At 70.1% G+C, this 23,100-nt stretch carries 21 protein-coding genes; 13 read left to right on the forward strand and 8 right to left on the reverse strand.

Features of this window, described 5'->3' with window-relative positions; translation table 11 throughout:
- Nucleotides 1-2: 2 nt before the first annotated feature.
- Nucleotides 3-623: a DUF47 family protein gene (locus ACIO6U_RS32365; RefSeq protein ID WP_188285542.1), complete on the reverse strand. Its 621-nt coding sequence runs from the start codon at nt 621-623 to the stop codon at nt 3-5.
- 191 nt (nt 624-814) lie between these two features.
- Here ACIO6U_RS32365 and ACIO6U_RS32370 point away from each other — a divergent pair, with 191 nt between their 5' ends.
- Complete coding sequence (locus ACIO6U_RS32370) at nt 815-1,210, forward strand: metal-sensing transcriptional repressor (protein WP_391049799.1); 396 nt, start codon at nt 815-817, stop codon at nt 1,208-1,210.
- A gap of 117 nt (nt 1,211-1,327) precedes the next feature.
- On the opposite strand, the gene ACIO6U_RS32375 is transcribed toward ACIO6U_RS32370, so the two are convergent.
- Together ACIO6U_RS32375 and ACIO6U_RS32380 are read right to left on the reverse strand one after the other, a co-directional pair.
- Nucleotides 1,328-1,543, reverse strand: a complete 216-nt coding sequence (locus ACIO6U_RS32375; RefSeq protein WP_391049753.1) for a hypothetical protein — start codon at nt 1,541-1,543, stop codon at nt 1,328-1,330.
- A 153-nt stretch (nt 1,544-1,696) separates the two neighbouring features.
- The gene (locus tag ACIO6U_RS32380) at nt 1,697-2,653 is read right to left on the reverse strand and encodes a hypothetical protein (RefSeq protein ID WP_401724523.1); all 957 of its coding nucleotides are present in this window, start codon (nt 2,651-2,653) and stop codon (nt 1,697-1,699) included.
- 199 nt (nt 2,654-2,852) lie between these two features.
- Here ACIO6U_RS32380 and ACIO6U_RS32385 point away from each other — a divergent pair, with 199 nt between their 5' ends.
- Nucleotides 2,853-3,068 (forward strand): hypothetical protein, encoded by a 216-nt coding sequence (locus ACIO6U_RS32385; protein WP_401724575.1) that lies wholly within the window; start codon nt 2,853-2,855, stop codon nt 3,066-3,068.
- Nucleotides 3,069-3,313: 245 nt separating this feature from the next.
- Complete coding sequence (locus ACIO6U_RS32390; protein WP_401724526.1) at nt 3,314-4,882, forward strand: FAD-binding oxidoreductase; 1,569 nt, start codon at nt 3,314-3,316, stop codon at nt 4,880-4,882.
- Between the two features lie 44 nt (nt 4,883-4,926).
- On the opposite strand, the gene ACIO6U_RS32395 is transcribed toward ACIO6U_RS32390, so the two are convergent.
- Together ACIO6U_RS32395 and ACIO6U_RS32400 are read right to left on the reverse strand one after the other, a co-directional pair.
- Nucleotides 4,927-5,766 (reverse strand): hypothetical protein, encoded by an 840-nt coding sequence (locus tag ACIO6U_RS32395; RefSeq protein ID WP_401724528.1) that lies wholly within the window; start codon nt 5,764-5,766, stop codon nt 4,927-4,929.
- 152 nt (nt 5,767-5,918) lie between these two features.
- The gene (locus tag ACIO6U_RS32400) at nt 5,919-6,587 is read right to left on the reverse strand and encodes a hypothetical protein (protein ID WP_401724531.1); all 669 of its coding nucleotides are present in this window, start codon (nt 6,585-6,587) and stop codon (nt 5,919-5,921) included.
- 246 nt (nt 6,588-6,833) lie between these two features.
- Between ACIO6U_RS32400 and ACIO6U_RS32405 the strand changes: the two genes are divergently transcribed.
- Entirely contained in the window at nt 6,834-8,177 is a 1,344-nt protein-coding gene (locus ACIO6U_RS32405; protein WP_401724533.1) for a putative T7SS-secreted protein, read from the forward strand.
- 15 nt (nt 8,178-8,192) lie between these two features.
- Nucleotides 8,193-9,104 (forward strand): hypothetical protein, encoded by a 912-nt coding sequence (locus ACIO6U_RS32410; protein WP_401724535.1) that lies wholly within the window; start codon nt 8,193-8,195, stop codon nt 9,102-9,104.
- Between the two features lie 28 nt (nt 9,105-9,132).
- On the opposite strand, the gene ACIO6U_RS32415 is transcribed toward ACIO6U_RS32410, so the two are convergent.
- Nucleotides 9,133-9,840, reverse strand: coding sequence for a phosphatase PAP2 family protein (locus ACIO6U_RS32415; protein ID WP_401313693.1), 708 nt, complete (start codon nt 9,838-9,840; stop codon nt 9,133-9,135).
- Nucleotides 9,841-10,099: 259 nt separating this feature from the next.
- A complete protein-coding gene (locus tag ACIO6U_RS32420) occupies nt 10,100-11,104 on the reverse strand; it encodes a bifunctional lytic transglycosylase/C40 family peptidase (RefSeq protein WP_355341827.1) in 1,005 nt (334 codons plus the stop codon).
- Nucleotides 11,105-11,384: 280 nt separating this feature from the next.
- Between ACIO6U_RS32420 and ACIO6U_RS32425 the strand changes: the two genes are divergently transcribed.
- The 8 genes from ACIO6U_RS32425 (at nt 11,385) to ACIO6U_RS32460 (ending at nt 21,832) form a co-directional block, all read left to right on the forward strand.
- On the forward strand, nt 11,385-11,693 hold the full coding sequence (locus ACIO6U_RS32425; RefSeq protein ID WP_093717809.1) for a hypothetical protein: 309 nt from the start codon (nt 11,385-11,387) through the stop codon (nt 11,691-11,693).
- 205 nt (nt 11,694-11,898) lie between these two features.
- A complete protein-coding gene (locus ACIO6U_RS32430) occupies nt 11,899-12,759 on the forward strand; it encodes a hypothetical protein (protein WP_401724540.1) in 861 nt (286 codons plus the stop codon).
- Nucleotides 12,749-14,110 (forward strand): hypothetical protein, encoded by a 1,362-nt coding sequence (locus ACIO6U_RS32435; protein WP_391164017.1) that lies wholly within the window; start codon nt 12,749-12,751, stop codon nt 14,108-14,110. Before ACIO6U_RS32430 ends, ACIO6U_RS32435 begins: the two co-directional genes overlap by 11 nt.
- On the forward strand, nt 14,107-15,651 hold the full coding sequence (locus ACIO6U_RS32440; RefSeq protein WP_188285554.1) for an SCO6880 family protein: 1,545 nt from the start codon (nt 14,107-14,109) through the stop codon (nt 15,649-15,651). The genes ACIO6U_RS32435 and ACIO6U_RS32440 overlap by 4 nt, the downstream gene beginning before the upstream one ends.
- Before the next feature lie 32 nt (nt 15,652-15,683).
- A complete protein-coding gene (locus ACIO6U_RS32445) occupies nt 15,684-17,111 on the forward strand; it encodes an ATP-binding protein (RefSeq protein WP_188285564.1) in 1,428 nt (475 codons plus the stop codon).
- A gap of 13 nt (nt 17,112-17,124) precedes the next feature.
- Nucleotides 17,125-18,807 (forward strand): type VI secretion protein, encoded by a 1,683-nt coding sequence (locus ACIO6U_RS32450; RefSeq protein WP_401724543.1) that lies wholly within the window; start codon nt 17,125-17,127, stop codon nt 18,805-18,807.
- Between the two features lie 467 nt (nt 18,808-19,274).
- On the forward strand, nt 19,275-20,702 hold the full coding sequence (locus tag ACIO6U_RS32455; RefSeq protein WP_401724546.1) for a hypothetical protein: 1,428 nt from the start codon (nt 19,275-19,277) through the stop codon (nt 20,700-20,702).
- The gene (locus ACIO6U_RS32460) at nt 20,699-21,832 is read left to right on the forward strand and encodes an ARPP-2 domain-containing protein (protein WP_401724549.1); all 1,134 of its coding nucleotides are present in this window, start codon (nt 20,699-20,701) and stop codon (nt 21,830-21,832) included. Before ACIO6U_RS32455 ends, ACIO6U_RS32460 begins: the two co-directional genes overlap by 4 nt.
- A gap of 79 nt (nt 21,833-21,911) precedes the next feature.
- On the opposite strand, the gene ACIO6U_RS32465 is transcribed toward ACIO6U_RS32460, so the two are convergent.
- Nucleotides 21,912-23,030: a LacI family DNA-binding transcriptional regulator gene (locus tag ACIO6U_RS32465; RefSeq protein ID WP_401724552.1), complete on the reverse strand. Its 1,119-nt coding sequence runs from the start codon at nt 23,028-23,030 to the stop codon at nt 21,912-21,914.
- Between the last annotated feature and the right edge of the window lie 70 nt (nt 23,031-23,100).

Consider the following 23,100-nt stretch of genomic DNA (forward strand, 5'->3'; position numbering starts at 1 on the left):
GGTCAGGACTCCTTGACCGCGATGGTCTCCACCGTGTTCGCCACGTGCTCGAAAGCGTCCGCGGCCTCTTCCAGTACGTCCACGATCTGCTTGAGCTTGAGCACCTCTATGGCGTCGTACTTGCCGTTGAACAGGTGCGCGAGCAGCTTGCGGTGGATCTGGTCGGCCTGGTTCTCCAGCCGGTTGACCTCGATCCAGTACTCGGTGAGGTTGGACATGGTGCGCAGGTTCGGCATGGCTCCCGCGGTCAGCTCGGCCGCCCGTGCCAGCACCTCGACCTGCTGCTCGACGCCCTTCGGCAGCTCCTCGACCTTGTAGAGGACGACCAGGTCAACGGCCTCCTCCATGTAGTCCATGATGTCGTCGAGCGACCCGGCGAGGGTGTAGATGTCCTCGCGGTCGAAGGGGGTGATGAAGGAGGAGTTGAGCTGGTGGAAGATCGCGTGGGTCGCGTCGTCCCCCGCGTGCTCCGCCGCCCGCATTCTCTCGGCGATCTCGGTCCGGGTAGCCGAATCGGCCCCGAGCAGTTCCATGAGGAGCTTCGAACCGGTGACGATGTTGTCCGCGGACGCGGCGAACATGTCGTAGAAGCTCGTCTCCCTGGGGGTCAGACGAAAGCGCACGTGAGGTCCTCGGTGTGCATCGGATTCGGTCTCGTTGATGCTAGGCGCATCATCCGGCCACGGCTAATGGGCGTCACCCAGTGTCGCCCATCCAGAAGTGTCCCCCTCACCGGGGATGCGTCGCACAAGGTGTCGATTCGGTACGATATACCCGGCAGGGGTATAACGGGACAGGAAGGGCGGGGTTGACGATGACGACGGAGGCCAGGGAACCGGCCGGGGTTGAGGCGGAGATCACGCCGGAACAGTCACCTCGGGACGCGGGGGCGGACACGGGTTCCGGCCCATCTTCGCGCCCCCAGGGGCCGCATGGATACAGCCATGACAAGGAGTCCCACCTCAAGCGGCTGCGCCGGATCGAGGGGCAGATCCGCGGCTTGCAGCGGATGGTCGAGGAGGACGTCTACTGCATCGACATCCTCACCCAGGTGTCGGCGAGCACGAAGGGCCTCCAGTCCTTCGCCCTCCAGCTCCTGGAGGAGCACCTGCGGCACTGCGTGGCCGCGGCGGCGGTCGGCGGCGGACCGGAGATCGACGAGAAGGTGGCGGAGGCGACGGCGGCCATAGCCCGGCTGCTGCGGACGTAGGCGGGGTCGGTTCTTCCGGGGGTTCCAGGGGGGTTCGGGGGTTCCAAGGGGTTCCAGGGGTTCCGGGAGCGGCTTTCCCGGTCGTTCCGGGGGGCGTACGGGCGGCGCGCCCCGGTGTCAGCCGGTTGCGCGGTCGGAGAGCGGGGCGCGCACCAGGAGCGCGGGCATCGACTCGCGGTCGCGCGCGACCCCCAGCACCTCGTCGATCCGGGCGAAGCTCAGCCGCTCCTCGTCGGCGGTGGACGCGGCGATCATCAGCTCACCGCAGAGTTCGATCTCCGCGAGGGCCACCGGATCGTCCTGGACGACCAGCATTCCGGGCGACGGCGCCATACGCGCACCACCTCCTCGTCCACGAGTGCCTGGCTCTTGGCTGTCTGCCACTGCCTCAAGCCAGGGTAGGGACCGGCACCCGGTCCGCGCATGGCACGGATGGACCATTTCGACAACGCCCTTTCCGGTGAGGGCCGTTACCGCGAAGACCCCTTACCCCTGCTGGGAAGAAACGATCTTGCCCGTCCAGATGTCGGCAGCTCGGGGCATGGTGACGGGGACGGCGCGGCCGAAATCGTCGAAGCGAGTGGTAGAGACCACGGTGACGTCGGGCGCGGCGGCGGTCGTCGTACGGCCGCTAGCACCGGTCGTCGTACGGGGGGTGTCGGGGCCGCCCTTGGCGTTCTCGCCGGTCTGCTTGTCGTTCTGTCCGGCCTGCTTGTCGTCCTTCTTGCCGATCTTCTTGTCCTTCTGGTCGTCCGAGCTGAAGGTGAACCGCTGGCTCACCTGGCGCAGCCGCCCCGCCTCGTCCAGCCACGCGTCGAAGGGCACCCGGGTGACCGTGAACCCCTTGGCCGCCGCCTGCAAGGGCCCGCGTACGCCGGGCGCGGCGGCCTTCGCCGCGCGCCCGATGTCGGCGGTCCCCCGGTAGTGCCACACCTTCGTACCGCGCAGGGTCTCGACGCCGACCAGTTCGACGTCCTGGGCGCCGCGCAGCAGTTCGGCGGCGGCCAGCGGCTCGGTGGCGCCGCCGGTCACCAGATTGCCGTCCGGCAGCCGGTCGGTGTCGACGCGTACCCACTTCCCCTCGGGCACGCCCTCGCCGCGGTCCTTCATGTAGAGGGCGCCCGGCGTGAGCAGTTCGATGATCGGCTTGTGCTCCTCGGCGCCCGCCGCGTCCCTGGGCAGCAGCAGCCGCAGTTCGCCCTGCCGCTTCACGTAGTCGAATCCGCCGGTGCCGGTGATGGTCAGCCAGGTGCCGCCACTGGCCATCCGCATCGAGGTGTCCACGTGCGAGCTGCCCGCCCGTACGAGGACGTCCGCGGCGCCGCGCACCGCCTGCGCCGGGTCGTGCCCCTTGGCGTCTTTGCCGCTCTCGGCCGCCGCGCCCTGCCCGACGCAGCCGGTGAGCAGGGCGGCCCCGCAGGCGCAGCCGAGCGCCGCGGCCATGGCGGCCTTCGTACGTCCTCGGCGCCGCCGTACTGCCGTCGCGCGCCGTACCGTCGCTACCCCCGGGGCCATCGCCGCCACCATCCCTGAGCCATTCCTGGAGCATTCCTGGACCGGCCTCGACCGGCCGGGGCCTTATGGCGTCTAACGACTGTCGGAAGTGCCCCGTCACGCCCGCTACGGTGGTCTCGTGCTCAACTTGCGTGCCGAGCAGGATTCCGCCAGGGCCTCCGTCACAGCTTCAGCCGGAACTCCATCGGGAACTCCGGCCGACGCTCCGGACGGTGGCCACCGGACGTCGATCGTCGAGCGCGGCTCCTTCGCCGTCGCCCGCTGCTCGTGTGGCTGGAAGGGTCCGGCCCGGCGGGCCAGGGACCGTGCGAGACGCGATGCGGAGGAGCACATCTCCGGCTGACGCGCGCCGCGTTCCCGCTCTTCGCGCCGGTCGCGCCCGGCTGTACTGCGCTCACCCGGCCGTACTGTGCTCACCCCGCCGTACCGTTCCCGCCCCGCTGTAGTCTTCTCGCCCCGCGCCTCGCGCTCCGCAACCGGGCTCATGATTCGCACGTCTACGGATAGGCGAAGGCGGTGGGGCAAGTGAGTCGTGTGGAGCCTGCGGTCCTGACGGACCCGGAGGACCGAAGTGACCGGGGTGACCGTATGGACAAGGGCGACCGGGTCGAGCGCAGGACCGCGCTCAAGGCGGGCGGGGCCGTACTGGCCGCCGCCTGGCTGACCGGCTGCGGACCCGACAGCGGCGACGACGCCAAGGGCGGTACGTCCGCGCCCCCGTCGTCCTCCGGCGGTTCCGCCACGCCGACCGCGGCCACCACCGCGCCCCCTGTCAAGCCCGACTGGCCGGCCCTCGCCACGTCCCTGGACGGCGGCCTCGTACGCCCGGACGACAGCGCGTACGCCGCCGACCGGATCCTGTACAACACCCGCTTCGACGGCCTGCGTCCGGCGGGCATCGCGTACGTCACCGGCACCTCCGACATCCGCGCGTGCCTCGACTTCGCCCGCCGCACCGCCACCCCGCTGGCCATCCGCAGCGGCGGCCACTCCTACGCGGGCTGGTCGAGCGGCGACGGCCGCCTGGTCATCGACGTCTCCCGGCTCAACTCGATCCGCCTCGACGGCACCACCGCCACGGTCGGCGCGGGCGCCAAGCTCATCGACGTCTACTCCGCCCTCGGCAAGCGGGGCCGGACGATCCCGGCCGGGTCCTGCCCGACCGTCGGCGTCTCAGGACTCGCGCTCGGCGGCGGCCACGGCGTCATGAGCCGCTCCATGGGCCTGACCTGCGACAGCCTCGTCGGCGCCACCATCGTGACCGCCGACGGCCGGGTCCTCGACTGCTCCGCCGACTCGCAGCCCGAGCTGTTCTGGGCGCTGCGCGGCGCGGGCAACGGCCAGTTCGGCGTCGTCACATCACTGCGCTTCGCCACCCACCCGATGCCCGACGGCGTCGTCACCGGCTACCTCACCTGGCCGTGGAGCCGGGCCGCCGCCGTGATCCGCGCCTGGCAGCGCTGGGGCCCCGACCAGCCGGACCACATCTGGTCCGCCCTGCACCTCGACTGCGACGCCGGCGGCTCCCCCACCGTGGCCGTCCCGATGCTCTCCACCGGCTCCCGCGACGACCTCGCCGCCGCCACCGACCGGCTCGCCGCCGGCATCGGCGCCGACGCCAGCACCGTCTCGCTGCGCCCGCACAGCTACCTCGACGCGACCTTCTCGTACGCGGGCTGCTCCGGTCTGTCCGCCGCCCAGTGCCGTCTGACCCCCGCCGGGCACCTGCACCGCGAGACCTACACCGCGCGCTCCGACTTCTACGACAAGGACCTGCCGGACGCGGGCATCTCCACGCTGCTCTCGGCCGTCGAGCGGCTCTCCGCCCAGTCCGGCGACGGCGCCGGCAGCATCGCCCTCACCGCCCTCGGCGGCGCGGTCAACCGCCCGTCCCCCACGGACACCGCCTTCTGCCACCGCACCTCACGCGTCCTCACCCAATACCTGGCCTCGGACGCCCTCTCCACCACCGGCTGGCTCGACACCACCCACAAGGCCATGTCCCCCTACGCCTCGGGCGCCGCGTACCAGAACTACGCCGACCCCACCCTCCCCACCTGGCGCACCGCCTACTACGGCCCCAACGCCCCCCGCCTCACCACCCTCAAATCCCACCTCGACCCCCACCGCCTCTTCACCTTCCCCCAGGCCCTCTAGCCCCCGGAGGAAACCCGAGCAAAGGTGAAGCGACCCACCGCGATTCAGCGGTTGACAGCCTGAATCTCCTGCACGGTGACGTCCTGCTGGAACTCGGAGAATCCCGCGTCCATCGGCGTACCGTTGGGCTGCGAATTCGCGGTCGGTGTCCACCACACGCGCCACGTCATGTCCGCCGTGAACGGATACGTCCCCGCGCTCGCCTTCAGGTATGTGACGTTGCATCCGGCCCCCGCCGAGTTCAACGCCGCCGCCCCGCCGAGGTCGTACTCACAACTCCCCGGCCGCGCGTACTGCGTCCCCGCCTGCACCCTCAGGCTCTGCGGCACCGCCGTCACCGTCGCCGCGAGCACCTGCCCATTCGGCTCCGTGAGCTGCGCCGTCACCGACACCTGCGCGTTCGCCCGCTGGAACTTCACATACGTCGGCAGATTGACCTTCTGATTCTCCGGCGCCGGACTGAGGTCAACACCCTTGGACGGCAGCTTCATCTGCCCGTACGCGGCGTCGGCCAACATCTTCGGGGTGATCTGTCCGGCTGGCGGGTCGGCGGGCGGCCGCCAGAAGTACCCGTCGTCATAGGGGCAGAAGCCATGGTTCGGCTGGTTCAACTGTACTTCGTCCCAGGTAAGGACCCACCAATTACCGTCCTTGCCCTCGTTGTACTTGTACCCGTCCATTTCGTTGTTCTGATCGTTGTAGAAGTTGTAGGTCGTGCCCGACCCGTCGTGACCGGCCTTGTAGAACCGCGCCATGATCTCCGCCTTCATCTGCGCCGGAGTCATGGCCGTGTACCAGCACACCGGCGGCGAGAAGTTGGCATTGGACGACCTCACCGGCTGCGGATTGTCCCCGTCCCCCGTCCCGCGGTGGACGTAGTCCACATGCGCGGTATAGGTGGTCCCGTCCCCGGTGGTAGTAGTGGTTCCAGAGCCTTTGCCTGATTTGCCGTTACCTGCTGAAGCAGTGGTGACGCCCGCAGTCAGCACGGCAGTGCACGTCAGGAGAACCACGCCGCCTCGTACGAGTGTGTGCATCAAGCTACCTGGCACTGCTTCGCCCCCTGAACCCAGGTGTGGTCAAATACGGTCCATTCACCCGAAGGACTCTTGGTCATGAGCAGCGTCCACAAGCGGAAGTCCGAGAGGGACGGCGTCGTGACCGTGACCTTTCCGGTCTTGGAGTCCTTGGCGTAAGCCTTTCGCTGGTCTTCGCAGTACTGCACCGAGACGTTGCCGGTCCCGCCCTGAAGCGTCTTCACCACGGCGTTGTAGTACGGGTAGTCACCTGTGATGACACTTCCGTCCTTGCCCTGCGAGATGATCGAGTCCGCGAAGGTCGCGCCGTGGGCACCCGTCCAGAAGCGCTTGAAGTTCGGCGTCTCCTTTGTGTAAACCTTCGCCTCGAACTCAAGGATTGAGAGCGCCGCGTATTTCGCACTCGACAGAATCGCCTGCTTCTTCGGGTCACTGCTGTCGAAGCCCTTGAAGTCGGTGGTGATGCCCGACGGCAGATCGAACTTCGGAGCGTTCGGCCCCGCCGCCTGCGTAGGCGAAGCCGTCGTCGCCGTAGGCGCCGCCGTCGTCACCGTCCCCGACGGCTGAATCTTGTCCGAGCTGTCCGACCCACCCCCACCGCAAGCGGTCAGCAGCAGGCCCGCCGACGCTGCGAGGGCGACGGCGATGGGCAGGGATGAGCGGGTCACGATGAGATCCCCCGTGAGTCGTCCAGTTACCGAGTCAGTTGCGCGTAGCCCTTGACATTACCGGCGCGCGTCGTGGGGCTGTAGGGCCCTCCCGTGATCGGTACCGGTTCGCAGCACACTTCACACACCCTTCACTCCCGGAATCGCGCCCACCCCAGGGGCCCCACTTGTCACGTCGATCACCGTACGTATAGCGTCGATCACTCGAACACCAGAGCTTCGGGCGGGGCGGGGAGGGTGGGTTCGATGGGGGACGCGCGGGCGGGGAAGTTCCCGCTGCTCGGATTCGACCCGACGCCGGGGGACGTGGACAGGACGCGCGCCCTGGCGCGCCAACTGGGCGATCTGCACGGAGAGTTGACGGCGACCGTCACCGAGCTGGACCGGCTCGACTGCGGCTACTGGAAGGGCGAGGCCGCCACGGCCTTCGTCTCCCACATCGACAGCGACGTCGCGCCCCTGATCAAGAAGGCGCACGACTCCTTCGGCCGCGCCTCCAGCGCCCTGTCCCGCTGGGCCGACCAACTCCACGGCTTCCAGGCCGAGGCCGACGCCCTCGAAAAGGAAGCCGCCACCAAACAGGGCTCCCTCGACCACGCGAAGTCCGCCGCCGACCCGCCCCACCCCCCAGGCGACCGGCCCGCCTTCGTCACCCCCGCCCAACTCGGCAAGGACGCCAAAGCCCAACAAGCCGTCACCGACGCCACCAACGCCCTCGACGGCGTACGCCACCGCGCCGAAGAACTCCACAACCGCTTCACCACCGCCGCCACCTCCATCAGCCACGACCTCGACAAGGCCGGCGACATCGCCCCGGACAAACCGGGCCTGTTCAGCCGCCTGGCCCACGGCGTCGAGGACGCCTGGAACGACACCGTCCAGTGGGTCAACGACAACGCCGACATCATCAAACTCATCGGCGACCTGCTCAGCGACCTCAGCGGCATCCTCGGAATGCTGGCGATCCTGACGCTGCCCTTCGAGCCCATCGGCGCGATCTTCGCCGGGCTGGCGGTGGCCACGAGCGCCTTGGCTCTGGCCACACACTTGATCGCCAAATTGGCTGGTGCGGACGTGAGTTGGCTGAGTATCGGCTTCGACGCGCTCGGCTCCCTTCCGGGACTCACCGCGTTCACCAAGGGCGCGTCGACGGCCGTGAAGGGGGTGACAGCCGCGGAACGGGCAGTTCAGCTCGGCAGGGCCTACAAGGTGGGTTCGGCGATCACGAAGGGCGCCACGGAGGGGATCAACTGGGTGGGGAAGGCGGACGAAGTCGTCTCCGGAGGCGTCAAGTTCAAGAACATCGCCCTGTGGGGGAAGAAGAGCGTGGAGGGGATCAGCGCGACCGGGATGAAGGGGCGCCTGGCCATGGTGGCGGAGAACAACATCGCCAAGGGCCAGCTCATCGGTACGAAGGGATGGAACCTCATCGCCAAGGAGAGCCGACTCGCCGTCGATCCGTTGACCGGCCTCGGCCGCAACATCGACGCCGGGCTCAAGCTCGCGCCGAAGGTGTGGTCCATACCGCAGCACATCGGCGAGGCTGTACACCTGGGGGACCGCTTTCATCAGTCCGCGAGCGACCACTGAGGTTGGGCACAGGGAATGACATGGCAGCCGGCGCCCGGTGAGGTGCTCCAGATCCGATGGCCGATCGAATTCGCGACGGGTGTGTCCCGCCTCGTGGAGGGGCGACGGTCGTTTCGCGGCACTGACAGGCGCGACATCGAAGCGGAGTTGCAGGCCGACGAGGCCTGGCCGGCGCGGCCGGAGTTCGCGGTGCTCGACGCCTCGGAGCAGCGCGAGCAGCGCGCGGTGAACGGAATGCTGCGGTGGGTTCCCGCGGTGGTCGGAGCGATCGTCAATCTGGGCGGGCCGTCGGGGGTGGGCGGTGGGCGCGAACCGCAGGGGCCGCGCGAATCGCAGGACCCGGAGAACGAGGTCGAGGACTTCCCCGTCATGTGGGCCGAGCGTGGCGCGCTCGCACGGAACGTGCCATGGGAGCTGGACCCCGACCGGGTGCCGCGCCGCGCGGGCGTGGCCCTCCTCGCCACGGACCTCGCGGTCACCGACCGGAGCGTGTACGTCGTCGGTTACGGGCCGAAGAGCCCGGACGAGGCCGAAGTCCTCTGGTCGACGCCGCGTTCCACGATCACGCACGCCGAGGTCATGTCGTACTCGGGCGCCCATCCCGATCTGCGTCTCACGTTCACCGACGGTTCGTGGATACGGCTGAACGCGAAGGCCACGAGCCAGGCCAAGCTCCTGGTGAACGCCGTCAACGGCGCCTCGCGTGTCATCACCGAGACCGATCTCACCGACGGCCAGCGCGCACAGGTGTCCGAGACCGCCAAGCGCTTCAAGGTCGACGCCGGCCTTCCCCGGGTCTTCACCCGGCTGCCGAGCGGTCTCGTCCAGGCGGAGCTGTGGCGTTCTTCACACCGGACGGGGCAGTCCGTCTCGGTGTGCATGACCGACGACGGCTCCCCGGCCGCTCCTCACCCCGACGACATGTGACGACGTGCCATAGCCGCGTGAGGGAGCGTCAGGCGGCGAGGTCCTTGTCGTGGGCGCTTTGGTGGGGGTAGTGCTGGCCGCGGCGCGGGGGTGCGGGGGTGGTGGCGAGGCGGTGGCGGGAGTGGATGAGGGAGGCCGCGCGGGAGTGGGAGACCGCGGTGGTGAGTGAGGTGAGGAGGGCCAGGGCGAGGGGAGCGAGGAGGAGGGCCGTGGCGGCGCCGAGGGCGAAGCCGCCGATGACGTCCGTGGGGTAATGGACACCCATGTAGACGCGGCAGAAGCCCTCGCCGAGGGCGAGCAGTATGGCGACGGTGCCGACCTTGCGGCTGACCATGAAGAGGGCGACGGCCATGGCGGCGGTCAGCGTGGCGTGGTCGCTCACGAAGGAGTAGTCGGTCTTGCCGTGGACCAGGACGTCGATGCCGTCGTGGTCCACGAAGGGTCTTGGCCGCTGGACCAGGGCGCGGATCGGGATGTTGAGCAGCAGGGCGATGCCGGCGGCGAGGCCGGACCACAGCACACCGGCGACGGCGGCCGGGGCGTCCGGGACCGGGGCGCGGCGGGCGACGCGCCACCAGCACAGGGCGGCCAGCAGTACGGTGAGGCCGATCAGCCCGTACTCGCCGATGAACTCCACGGCCCGGTCAACACCGCGCGGGGCGTGCTTGGCCAGGTCGTTGATGTCGCGGAGCAGGCTGATGTCGGGGTTCACGCTGTCATTGGCGACCGCTGCCATGGGTGGTGCCCCTTACCTAGCAACTCACTGACTGTGCCTGTACGGCTCGGCTCGTCTGCAACCCCCGTCGCTTGCGTCCCGCGCCATTCTCCCCCGTACAACGACCGACACGCTACGTAGCGTTCCGGTCTTCGCCAGAAGATCACCATGCCGTTATCCAAGGGTGACCGGAGAGGACGATCTGGCCCATTTGCGGCCCGGCGCACAGGCCAGAGCCTTACGCAGAGCTGACACGAAAGCCGCGTCGGGCGGCGGGGACTTACAGAGCCGTCGGCAGCGCCGCCGCACCGTCGCGCGTGACGCGGGTCGCCCCGATGTAGTCCGCCGAGCCGATCGGGTCGAAGCGGATCTTGGCCCCGGTGTGCGGCGCGTCGATCATGTAGCCGCCGCCGACGTAGATCCCGACGTGGTGGATGGTGCGCGGGTCGGTCAGGTCGGTGGCGAAGAAGACGAGGTCGCCGGGGAGGAGTTCGGCCCGCGACGGGTGTGCCCCGGCGTTCCACTGGTCGTTGGCCACGCGCGGCAGTTCGATCCCCACCGAGTGGTACGCGGCCTGCGTCAGCCCGGAGCAGTCGAACCGCCCGCCCTGCGCCGCCGTACCCTCGCCGCCCCACAGATAGTCGGTGCCGAGCCGCTGCTGCGCGTAGTAGATCGCCCCGGCCGCCTGCTGCGACGGCGCGACCCGGCCGACCGGCGCGGCGAAGCTCTTCGACAGGCTGGTGATGATCTTCACGTAGTTCTGGGTCTCCGCGTACGGCGGGACACCGCCCGCCGTTATCACCGCGTACGCGCCCGCGTTGTACGACGCCAGCATGTTCGCCGTCCGGTCGCCCGGCACGTTCTTCACGTACGACGCCAACTCGCAGTCGTACGAGGCGGCCGACGGGATCGCGTCCTCCGGGTCCCAGACGTCCGCCTTGCCGTCACCGTTGGCGTCGATGCCGTGGGTGGCCCAGGTGCCCGGAATGAACTGCGCGATGCCCTGCGCGGCGGCCGGACTCTGCGCCCGCGGGTTCCATCCGCTCTCCTGGTAGAGCTGCGCCGCCAGCAGTGCCGGGTTGAGCGCGGGGCAGAGATTGCCCCACTTCTGGACGAGCGACTGATATATGGCCGGAACCGATCCCTTGGCGAGCGTCACCGTCCCGCCGCCGCCACCGCCCGCGAGCCCGGCCGCGGCCGAGTACGTGCCCACCACGAGCAGCGCGAGGAACGAAAAGCACAGGCCACAGCCGATAATGACGGGGAGCCAGATCTTCCGCGCCACAGGGCGACCCTTCCTCTCGGTTCCCGAACACGCACTCGTACGGTCTCGTACGTTCCTATCGTTGCCCTACGGTGACGCTCGTGATACACAGAGTAGTCGTCTACGTCCTATCGAACACCGGTCCGCGCACTATTTTGACGGCTACGGGCCGGATCACACGGACGATCCGCCGAGAAAGTCGTTGAGTCGACATGCAACAGCGTCATCCTCGGCCAAGATAGACCCTGGACCCTTGCGCCCCGGCGAGGGAGCCAACTGATCGAGCGGGGTGGTGAGTTACATGTTCGTGGCAGCCGCTAAGGGCGACATCAACACCATCATCGGTGGCATCGCACCGGACTGGGGACCCTTCGGGTCCCTCGGCAATGAAGCACGCGTGATGATCGAAGTGGTCATGGCGGTGGCGATCCTGCTGTGCCTGGCCATCGCGATCTGGGGCGCGGCGAAACAGAGGATCGGCGCGACCGCGCTGCGCGACACCTTCAGCGCGGAGCAGGGCAAGGGATTGATCATCGCCGGGCTGACCGGCGTGTTCATCATCGGATCACTCGGCACGCTGTTCACCATCGTGTACGGGATGGCCGTCTAGACCCGAGACCCGAGACCCGCTGGAAACAGCCGCCCGTCCCACTTCGTGTCCGCTTCTCCGTCGACGTCCCTGGAGCCCGTCCCAGGCTCCACCTTCCCACCTGAGGCTGCGTGCTGATGCCCACTCAACCAAGCAGCGGTGCCGTCCGTGCCACACGCCGCTCCGGCGTGCCCGCGGCGCGGGCGCCCCAGGGGGCGAAGGCACGATGAGCCTCGGCCAGGACGGACCCCCGACCAGGACCCGGATGCCGGAGGGCCACGGCGGCCACGGGGGCGGTGGCCGCCGCCCCCAGCCCCGGCGCGCCCTGGTCACCGTCGTCAGCATCGTCGCCCTCCTCGTCGCGGCCCTGGCCTTCGCCAACCGCGGCTCCCACCCGTCCTCCTCCGGCTCCGCCGACAACGGCACGGCGGCCGGTTCCGGCGCCACCGCCGGCTCCAGCGGCGGTGGCGGTGGCGGTGGCAAGACCGGCACGGACGCCCCTACCGCCCCCTCCGGCCAGAAGCCGGTCACCGGCAAGAGCGGCGGCATCCCCTCCGGCTTCGCGCACAGCGGGGAGGGAGCGCAGTCGGCGGCGGCGAACTACGCCGTCTTCCTCGGAGGCGACGGCATGTACTCCGCCGCCCGCCGCCACGAGATCGTCGACACCGTGTACGCGGCCGACGCCGCCGCGAAGGTGCAGAGCGATCTCGACAAGGCTTACTCCGACGCGGCCTTCCTCCAGCGGATAGGGCTCAAGCCCGACGGCACGGCACCGACCGGGATGACGTTCATCTCCCGGGTCAACCCGGTCGGCGCCAAGGCGGAGAAGATCAGCGGGGACACGGCCACCGTGAGCGTCTGGTTTTCGTCGCTGTTCGGTCTGGCAGGCGAGGGGTCCACCAACCCGGTCGCCGAGAGCTGGTACACGAACACGTTCGAGCTGAAGTGGGTCGGCAACGACTGGAAGATCGTCTCCTTCCAGCAGAAGGACGGCCCCACTCCGGTAGGACGTGACCAGGCCGCCTCGTCGGCCCAGGACATGACCAACGCAGTGAACGGGTTCGGAGGCTTCACCTATGCCCGGTAGTCGTCGTGTCCTGACCCTGGCCGCCGTTCTGGGCAGTGTTCAGGTCTCCGCGGTGCTGCTCGCCACGCGCGCGCTGGCCGATCCCTCGCCCAGGGCCACGGCCCCGGGCTCGGGTACGGCGACCAAAGACCCCTGCGCGCTCATCCGCGGCCCGGCCAAGTCGTACTGCGAGAACGGCGCGCCCTCCACCTCCACCAAGGGCGGGACCGACTCCAGCACCACGCTCGACCCGCTCACGTCCCTCGGGCGGGGCTGCGCCGACGCCGCCGCGTGGACGATCGACAAGCTGTCCCAGGCGGTGACGAAGACGACGCAGGTCGACTTCACGAACACCGCGTTTCTGCGGCAGTACGCGGTGGTGTTCGCGGCGTCGACGATTCTGACGCTGGTGCTGTGGCTGCTGGCGGTGGCCAAGCGGGCGGTGCGCGGGGTGCCGTTGACGGAGGCGCTGACGGAGGCCGTCGGGTTTCTGTGGCTGACGGTCCTGGCGTCGGCGTTCACACCGCTGGTGTTGTACACGGTGGTGACGGCGACGGACGCGGTCACGGAGGTGATCTCGTCGGGGACGTCGTCGAACACGGATGTGTTCTTCGGGTCGTTCTCGGGGGCGCTGACGAAGGGCAAGGACATCGGCGGCGGCCCGATCATGCTGATCGTGGTGTCGATGGTGTCGATCCTGGCCGCCGGTGTGCTCTGGCTCGAACTGGTGATCAGGGCGGCCCTGCTGTACGTGGGGGCGCTGCTGGGCACCGCGGTGTACGCGGGCCTGGTGGACAAGAACATGTGGGGCCACGTGCGCCGCTGGGCCGGGATCATGATCGCGGTGATCCTGGTGAAGCCGGTGATCGTGATCGTGCTGGGTCTGGCCGGGGCGCTGTCGTCGTCCAAGGACGGGCCTGACGCGTTCTCAGCGGTGGTGTCCGGCCTGTCGATCATCCTGCTGGCGATCTTCGCGAGCGCGATGATCTACCGCTTCGTGCCCGGCTTCGGCGACGACGTGGTGAATCTGCGGAACAACCGCAAGGCCAGCGGCCAGAGCCAGGCAGCCGCGGTGATCTCGTCGCCCGCGGCGCTGGTGCGGCAGGGCATCAACACGCACAGCGCGCGCGGCGGCCCGCAGGAGCAGGCGCAGGGCGGCGGCTCGCAGCCGTCGAACCCGGTGGCAGGCGGGGTGGCCGCGCACAGCAGCCGTACCGGCAATCCGGGACCGTCCGGCGGGAGCGGCGGCTCCGGCGGTGGCTCACGTACCGGTGGCAACGGCTTCGGGGGCGGAAACTTCGGCTCGAACTTCGGCAGAGGCTCGGGCTCAGGATCGAACAACGGCAATTCGCAGGGAGGTGATCGCCGGTGACGACCCAGCCCTTCACCCAGCCGCGCCGTACGTATCTGATCGGCAAGGCCCGGCCCAACGCGATCGTGGGCAAGAACCGGGAGACCGGCGAGATCGCGCTGATCGTGGCCGGAGCGGGCCTCGGCATGCTGTGCGGCCTGCTGGTCCCGGTGCTGCTTCTGCGCATCGTCGGCCTGGTCGGCTGGCCGATGCTGGCCCTGGCCGCGGTGTACATGCCGTACCGGCGGCGCACGTTCTACCGCTGGTTCGAGATCAACCGCACCTTCCGCCGTACGCTGCGGGTCTCTCCCACCTACCGGTCGGGGATCGAGGAGGCCGGGATCGGGCTCGACGGGCGCGAGGTCGAGGTCGGGCCGCCGCCGGGGATCGGGCGGATCAGTTGGCTGGCGGCGCCGTTCGGGCCCGACGAGATCGCGGTGCTGCTGCACGTCGACCGGCGTACGGTGACGGCCGCCATCGAGATCGAGGGACCCGGCGTCGGGCTGCGCGACAGCGAGGACCAGGAAGCCCTGGTCGAGCGGTTCGGCACCCTGCTGAAGCATGTGGCCAACGGCGACGGCTTCGTGACCCGGCTTCAGATGCTCGCCCGCACCCTGCCCGCCGACCCTGACGCCCACGCCAAGGACGTCGCCCAGCGCGGCGACCCGGCAGCAGAGAACTGGCTCAAGGACTCCTACGACCAGCTCCAGTCCATGGTGTCGACCTCCTCCGAGCAGCACCGCGCGTATCTGGTGGCGTGCATGCACTTCACGCGCGAACTGGCCGCCGAGGGCAACGCGATGGCACGCGCCACCTCGGGCCGCGGCGTGAAGGTCGACAAGGACGCGGGACTCGCCGCGGTGATGGCCCGTGAGCTGAACGACATCTGCGCCCGTCTCGCCGAGGCCGACATCCGCGTCAGGCAGCCGCTGGGCCAGGCCAGGCTGTCGTCGCTGGTGCACTCGATGTACGACCCGGACCACCCCATCGACCACATCCAGGCGATGACCCGCCGCAACGCCTGGCCGGCCGAGCTGGACGCGACCGAGCCGACGTACTTGCAGGCCAAGACCCGTGAGTCGTCGACCCGCGCGCCCTGGAACCACTCCACCGCGTGGGTCAAGGAGTGGCCCATGACGCCGGTCGGGGTGAACTTCCTGGCGCCGCTGCTGGTGCACACCCCCGATGTGATCCGTACGGTCGCGGTCACCATGGACCTCGAACCCACCGATGTGGCCATCGAGCGGATGCTGACCGAGAAGACCAACGACGACGCCGACGCCAGCCGCGCCGCGAAGATGAACCGGGTCGTGGACCCGCGCGACGTCGCCCACCACGGGCGGATCGACCAGCGCGGCGAGGACCTGGCGAGCGGCGCCGCCGGCGTCAACCTCGTCGGCTACATCACGGTGTCCTCGCGCTCCCCGGAAGCGCTGGCGCGCGACAAGCGCACCATTCGCGCTTCCGCCGGTAAGTCGTATTTGAAGCTTGAGTGGTGCGATCGTGAGCACCACCGGGCATTCGTTAATACGTTGCCGTTCGCGACCGGCATCCGCCGCTAGTCCGCCCGTACGAGGAGGCCACCGCCATGCCCATGCTGGACCCTCTTGCGGCGCTCACGGACGCCTTCACGAGCTTCCTGTTCGGCCGGGTCGAGTCGACGCGGCTGCCGGTGCGCACCTCCACCGGCCAGGCCCAGGCGGTGTACCTGCCCACCGCCGCCCCCGGCCTCGGCGACTCCGGCGTCATCATCGGCCGCGAGGTGTACTCGGGCAAGGGCTACATCTACGACCCCTTCCAGCTCTACGGCCAGCAACTGCCCGCCCCGCACTGGCTGGTCCTCGGCGAGTCCGGCAACGGCAAGTCGGCGCTGGAGAAGACCTACGTGCTGCGCCAGCTCCGCTTCCGCGACCGGCAGGTCGTGGTGCTCGACGCGCAGGGCGAGGACGGCGTCGGCGAGTGGAACCTCATCGCGAAGTCGCTGGGATTAACTCCCATCCGGCTGGACCCGATGGCCGCGCTGGACGGCGGCATCAAGCTCAATCCCCTGGACCCGGCGATCACCCTCACCGGTCAGCTCGCGCTGCTCCGGACGATCATCGAGGTCGCGATGGGCCGCGGTCTCGACGAGCGGTCCGGCTTCGCGCTGAAGGTCGCGCACGCCTATGTGATCGAGACGATCACCGACCGGCAGCCGATCCTCACCGACATCGTGGAACGGCTGCGGCACCCGCTAGAAGAGTCGGCGGAGGCCATGAACGTCGACCTGGACGACGTCCGCGCCTGGGGCCTGGACGTGGCCCTGGTGCTCGACCGGCTGGTCGACGGTGACCTGCGGGGCATGTTCGACGGGCCCACGACCGTCGGCATCGACCTGGACGCGCCGCTGATCGTCTTCGACCTCTCCCACATCGACCGCAACTCGATCGCGATGCCGATCCTGATGGCGATCGTCGGTGTGTGGCTGGAGCACACCTGGATCAGGCCCGACCGGAAGAAACGCATCTTCCTGGTCGAGGAGGCCTGGCACATCATCAACTCGCCCTTCGTGGCCCAGCTCTTCCAGCGGCTGCTGAAGTTCGGCCGCCGCTTGGGCCTGTCCTTCGTCGCCGTCGTCCACCACCTCTCGGACGTCGTCGACGGGGCCGCGGCGAAGGAAGCCGCCGCCATCTTGAAGATGGCCTCCACCCGCACCATCTACGCCCAGAAGGCCGACGAGGCGCGCGCCACCGGGCGGGTGCTCGGCCTGCCACGCTGGGCGGTGGAGATCATCCCGACGCTCACCCCCGGCATCGCCGTCTGGGACGTCAACGGCAATGTGCAGGTCGTCAAGCACCTGATCACCGAGGCGGAACGGCCCCTGGTCTTCACCGACCGCGCGATGACCGAGACCTCCCTGGAGCACGAAGCGGAGGTCGAGGCCGAAGCGGCGTCGGAGGCGGAGGCCGAGGCCCGTGCCGAGGCACACGCCGCCGCCGAGGTGGCGCTGGCCAAGCAGTTGGCCGACGACGCGGTGGCATGAGAGGTGGGGTGACATGGCCGGGAGGAAACGCGAGTCCTCTGGGGGCCTGCCGGACGGCCTGATCGTCGGCGTCCTCGGCTTCCTGCTGGGCGTGACGCTGCTGGTGTGGACGGCCACCGGCATCGCGGGGGTCCTCTCGCACGGCGGCTGGCCCGCCGAGGTGCACTTCACCCGCACCCCCCAGGCCATGCGGCACCTGATCGCGGAACCGCACGACGTCGCCGCGGCCTGGCCCGACTCGCCTCCCGGCCAACTGCCCGGCTCCGGGCTGTTCTGGGGCATCTTCATCAGCCAGTTCATGGTGCTGTTCGTCCTGACCGTCTTCGTGCTGAACGCGGTGGCCCGTACCCGCGCCCGCCTCAGGGCACCCCGCCAGGCCCCGCCCGCCCCGGCCCCTGAGGCGTCGCCCGCGCCGGTGGAGCGCGCCCCGCTGCCCTCGCCGCGCCGCCGCCGCGGCCAGCCGGTCGGGTCCAAGGCCGCGGGCGACGACGGCCTGGACGCCTGGTTCCGCTCCGTGCCGGGCGCGGCGGGCCCGCGCGAGGACGCGCCCACCACGGTCTTCGAGCCGATCCCCGCCACGGCCACCGAAGCGACCGGGCCCACCGCCGCCGGAGCCACCGGCACCATGGCCGCGGCCCCGATCCCGCACCCCGTCGCCGACCCACTGCCCGGCGGTGAAGTCACCCGCACCTGTGCCCTGTTCGCCAGCCCGCGCGGCGACAAGTCCAAGCGCATCGTGCAGCCCGCCGTCCTGGCCGCCGCGGGACCCGCCGTGGTCACCACCGCGGACCCGGACACCTATCAGCAGACCGTCGGCAACCGCAGCAAGCTCGGTCCCGTCTACGTCTACGATCCGGCGCACCTCCTCGATGTGCCCGGGCGGCTGCGGTGGGCGCCGCACGGCGGCTGCGAGCGACCGGAGACCGCTGGGATACGCGCGGGCGCACTGCTGGCGCCACTGCGGCCCGCACGCGCCGACGAGGCCATCGTCCACGACACCGCCGTGACACTGCTGCGCTGCTGGCTGCACGCGGCGGCCCTGGACGGCGGGCCATTCCGCCAGGTGCAGCGCTGGGCGGCGAGCGGTTCAGCGGCCGGTGAGGCGGTGCGGATCCTGCGTACCGACACCGAGGCCGCCTCCGGCTGGAGCGGCGAACTGGAGTCGGTGCTGCACGCCCACCCCGAACGCCGGGACGCGGCGCAGGCGTTGATCCGCCAGACCCTCGAACCGCTGAACGCGGTGCACATCCGCGACGCCTGCAATCCACCGCGCTCAGGTGGCCTCGACATGGAGTCATTCGTCGCGGAAAGGGGCACACTTTACGTAGTGGGTGAGCGCATCGAGGATCCGCGGACCCACTTGGGTGCGATGCCCCTGCTCACCGCACTCGTCTCCAGCGTGGTCGAGCACGGCCGGCGCATGGCCGCAACGTCATCCGCCGGTCGGCTCGACCCACCACTGACCTTCGTCCTGGACGACGTCGCCGCGCTGGCCCCGCTCCCGGGCCTGTCGGACCTGCTGAGCACCGGTCACCACTCCGGTCTGCCCACCCTCGCCGTCCTGCGCTCCCCCGAACAGGCGCTCGCGCGCTGGCACGCGCCGCTGTGGCAGCACGCCGACATGCGCCTGGCCCTGGGCGATGAGACGGCCGACACGCTCCCGCCGTCGATCCCGGACGCGGTCCGCATCCGCTGATTCCGCGCGCGGGCGCCCGGCCGCACGCCCGCGCCCACGCGCCCGCCCGCGTGTGCGCACACGCGGGCGAGAACGCACGGGAGAGAGGCCCCCGGCGGGAACGCGGGCGCGGCGCCCGCCCGCCCGGCCGGTTCGCGCCCCTGATTCCTCTGCTCCCTGTTGAGTTTTCAATGTCCGCTTGTCACTGATCATCAGTATCCGCTCCACGCCGTCCTCGTGGGGCAACTGATTTCCAGCCTGTGGATAACTCATTCGCCGAAAGTCGCCCTGTGGAAAACTCCGCGAGCGAATCCGCCGACCCTGTTACCGTTCGAGAGTCGACCGCGGGACTCCGTCGCGACTTCCGGAACCTGCCTCTGAAGCAATGATTCGCAGCTCGCGCCCTCATTCCCCGGTCGACGCCGAACACCTCGAACACACCAGCACTCGACGCCCCAACACACCTACGCGAGAACAGGAGTCACGTCATGCAGCCAGAAGGACTGATCGCCGCCGAGGACGTCCTCCTGTTCGCCAATGCCGCGGCCACCTCCACCGCCCAACGCGAATTCCACTCCGACGCCGACACCCAGCACCTCTCGCTCGACTTCCTGCACGCGTACATGCTGGGCAACTACCGTGATCTGTACGCCGCCGCGCTCGCCCTCGACATCAACGACCACAACGCCGCGCTGATCATCCGCCGACTGCTGGAGAGCGCCACCGAAGCGACCCCCGAACAGCGCCGCACCGAAGGCCGGTTGATCGCCCGACGGCTGATCGCACTGCCCCCGCAGCGGGTCTACGCCCTCTTCGCCGCGCTTCGCCGGGCCAAGGTCAACAACCGCCGCACCCGCGCGATCATGCGGGACTGGCTGGCCGCCCGCCCCGACCCGGCGTTCGACGCCGTCAAGTACCGGACCGGGGTGAAGACGGCGCTGCGGCACGCCCACCTGCCCGCACAAGAAGCCGAGTTGGGTGACTTCCTGTTCGCCCCGCGCCGCCGCACGCGCTACGGGACGCCGCTGCTGGAGACCTGGCGCCGCGCGCACTACGAGCAGGCGGCGGTCTACGAGCTGCCGTTCACCGTCGCGGAGGGCTTCGCGGCCCGGCACGGCATCGCGCGCGCGGCTTTCCTGGAGCGGATCGCGCCGCGGATGACCCGGCTCGAACGGCTCCGTTTCCAGGACTCGGCGCGCCGCCACGGCGCGACCGCCGTCCGGACCGACCTGACGCGGATGCCGCTGACCCGGCTTGCCTCGTACGTCCTCGGGCTGTCCCTGGACGAACGAGCCGGGCGGCGGGCGGAGTTGACAGCGGCGCTGCGGGCCGCCGCGCGCCGGGCCGCGCGCGGCGAGCGCGGCTGGGGCCGGGTCGCGGCAGTCCTGGACGACAGCTTCTCCTCCTACGGCTCCGGCCAGAAGCGGCGCCGCCCGCTCGCGGTGGCGCTCGCAGCCCACCACCTGCTGGAGGCACTCGCCGACTCGTACACACCCCTGTGGACATCGGGACGGAGCGATCCGCTGCTGGCGTTCCCGCACGGGGCGACCCCGCTCGGCGAGCGGATTCTGGACGCGCTGGAGACCGGCCCGGACCGGTTGCTGATCATCTCCGACGGCTGGGACAACGCACCGCCGGGGCTGGCCGCCGAGGTGCTGCGCGTATGGCGGACCCGGCTCGACCCGGACGGGCGGGTCACGGTCGTACACCTCAACCCCGTGTACGACGCGGACGACTTCGACGTGCGCCGCCTGGCCCCGACCGTACCCACCGCGGGCATCCGCGACGCCGAGGACCTGCCGTCGCTGGTCGGCCTGGCGCGGTTCGCCAGCGGCCGCACCGGCCTGCCTGAGCTGCGCGCCCACCTGGACAGCCGTATCACCGCGTTCCTGACCGCACCCGAGGAGGCCCGATGACCGCCACCGGCACCCTCCGCCTCGACCTGGCCGGACTCACCACGGGCCTTTCGCAGGTCTGGGGCGGCATCCGCCTCGTCCCGCTGGTCCGCGCCGAACCGCTGCCGGGCCTGCGGCTGCACGCCGAGCTCTACGGGGACGGCATCGGTGTGGTGACGGTTGGGCCGCGCACCACCTACACGTCGTACATCCCGCACGGCTTCGTCGCCGACTGGGGCGCGGACAGCGGTCATGCGGGCGCCGCGGCGGCGTACGGCACACAACTGCGCGGCGACCGGGACGCCGAGCCCGTGACCGCGATGCCGCTGCGCATCCACCGCCGGATGGCACGCCGAGAGGCCAAGCACCGACTGCGGTTCCTGCCGCTGCACCTCGCGCTCGACGGTTATCTGGCGCTGCACTTCGGCGGCCCGACCATCGCGTGGGAGGAGTGGTCGCAGCGGGCGCTGCGGCAGGGCCTTTCGCCTCGGGTGGAGGAGGCGTACATCGGCGTGACCGTGCGCGGACTCGGTGACGCGCTGAAGGTGTTCGAGATACACCCGGGCCAGTGCGGGGTGCTGCTCTACGCGGCCGACGCCCTCGCCGCGGCCTTCGTCGTACCGCACCCGGAGGACTACCGGGCGCTGCACACCACGCTCGTCCAGGACCTGTACGGGGAACTCATCTACCAATACGCCCTGTTGAGCGCGGCCGTGCCGGACTTCGTGCCGAGGATCGACGAGACGCGGGTGCGGACGACGGCGGATCTGCGAGCGGCGGTGGCCGCGGAACAGCGGGCGTGGGCGGAATTCCACGACGGGACGATGGCGGCGGGGCTGCTGAATACCGAGTACGCGACACGGAAGGTGTACCGGGCGGGCGGGTTCACGCTGTCGCGATTCATACCGGCCTTTCGGCCCCGCGAGGAGAACCACATAGGTGAGGTCATCACCGCGGCGGACGGTCGGCTCGCGTATCTGAAGACCTTTCGTCTGTCCGAGACGCAGATTCGGCGCGGACACCTGTTGGAACGGCTGGCAGCGCACGACTGGCACCTGGGACGGACGGCCGAGGAATTCGGGCTGGACGAGAGGGAATTCGCTTCGCGCCTGCGGGCGGCGGGATTCGGTTCACTGCTCCGCCAGGGATGAGGACGCCTCCACGGAGGGCCGCCTCCGAGAAGAACTCGGGGACCGCCCACCGCGGGAGCGAACGCGAAGGACCGCGCTCCTAAAGCGCCGACTCCTCCGCCGTGAGCCGTCGCACGGACTCCCGCAGGACGATGTGCGTGCCCAGGAGATGGCGGGTCTGGGCGGTGCCGCGGGCGGAGCCGGGGAGGCCGGCGTCCTCTTCGGCGAGGGCCAGGCGGACGGCGGCGCGGCCGAGCTCGTAGGAAGGGATGTTGACGGTGGTCAGGGGAGGGTTGAGGTCTTGGGAAACATCGTCGTTGTTGTAGCCGACCACCGAGATGTCCTCGGGGGTGCGGAGCCCGCGCTCGCGCATGGCGGCCATAGCGCCCGCGGCGACCAGATCGTCACCGGCGAAGACCGCGGTGAAGTCGGGGTTGCCGTCGCACCGCACGAGCAGATCTCGCATGGAGTTGTAGCCATTGGTGCGACCGAGGCCGATACCCGCGATCCGCTGGTGCTCCGACCCGAGCCCGTGGTCGGCCAGCGCACGCTGGTAACCGCGCACGCGCGGCTCGGCCGTGCTGTGCCCCGGCATCGTGCCCAGGTAGAGGATCCGCCGGTGCCCGGCGGACAGCAGGTGGCTGACGGCGGCGTACGCACCGGCCTCGTTGTCGTACTCCACCGCGATGACCGGGGTGTCCGGGCTCGGCGCGGGGCGCCCGCACAACACGAGCCGGGAGCCCGCAGCGGCGAGCCCGTGCGCGTACTCGGTCAGCCGCACGCGGTACGCCTCGTCCTCGACCGCGCCGCCGACCAGGATCACGATCTCGGCGCGCTGCTCACGCATCATCTGCACCAGCGCCAGCTCGCGCGCCTCGTCACCGCCGTGGCTGCACACCATGCACAGCCGGCCGCGCGCGGCGGCCTCCTGCTCGACGCCCTGGGCGACGGCGGCGAAGAAGTAGCTGTCGACCGACATCATGATCACCGCGACCGTCTTGGGCCCCGTCCCGGCCAGCGCCCGCGCCCGGCCGTCGATCACGTAGTCGAGGTCCTTGACCGCCCGCAGCACCTTGGCGCGCGCGGCGGCCGACGTCGGGTAGTTCCCGGCCAGCGCCCGCGAGACGGTGGCGACCGAGACACCCGCCCGGACGGCGACATCGCGGATGGTGACACGCCGGCTCCCGCCGCCCGCACCCGCCGCGGTCCCCGCACCCATGGGGCTTCCCGCGCCCGGCCCGTTACCCGGCCCCGGCTCTGGTGCAGTCTCCGCCATCCCCGCCATCCGA

The organism is Streptomyces sp. NPDC087422 (assembly GCF_044744145.1).
Taxonomy (GTDB): Bacteria; Actinomycetota; Actinomycetes; order Streptomycetales; family Streptomycetaceae; genus Actinacidiphila.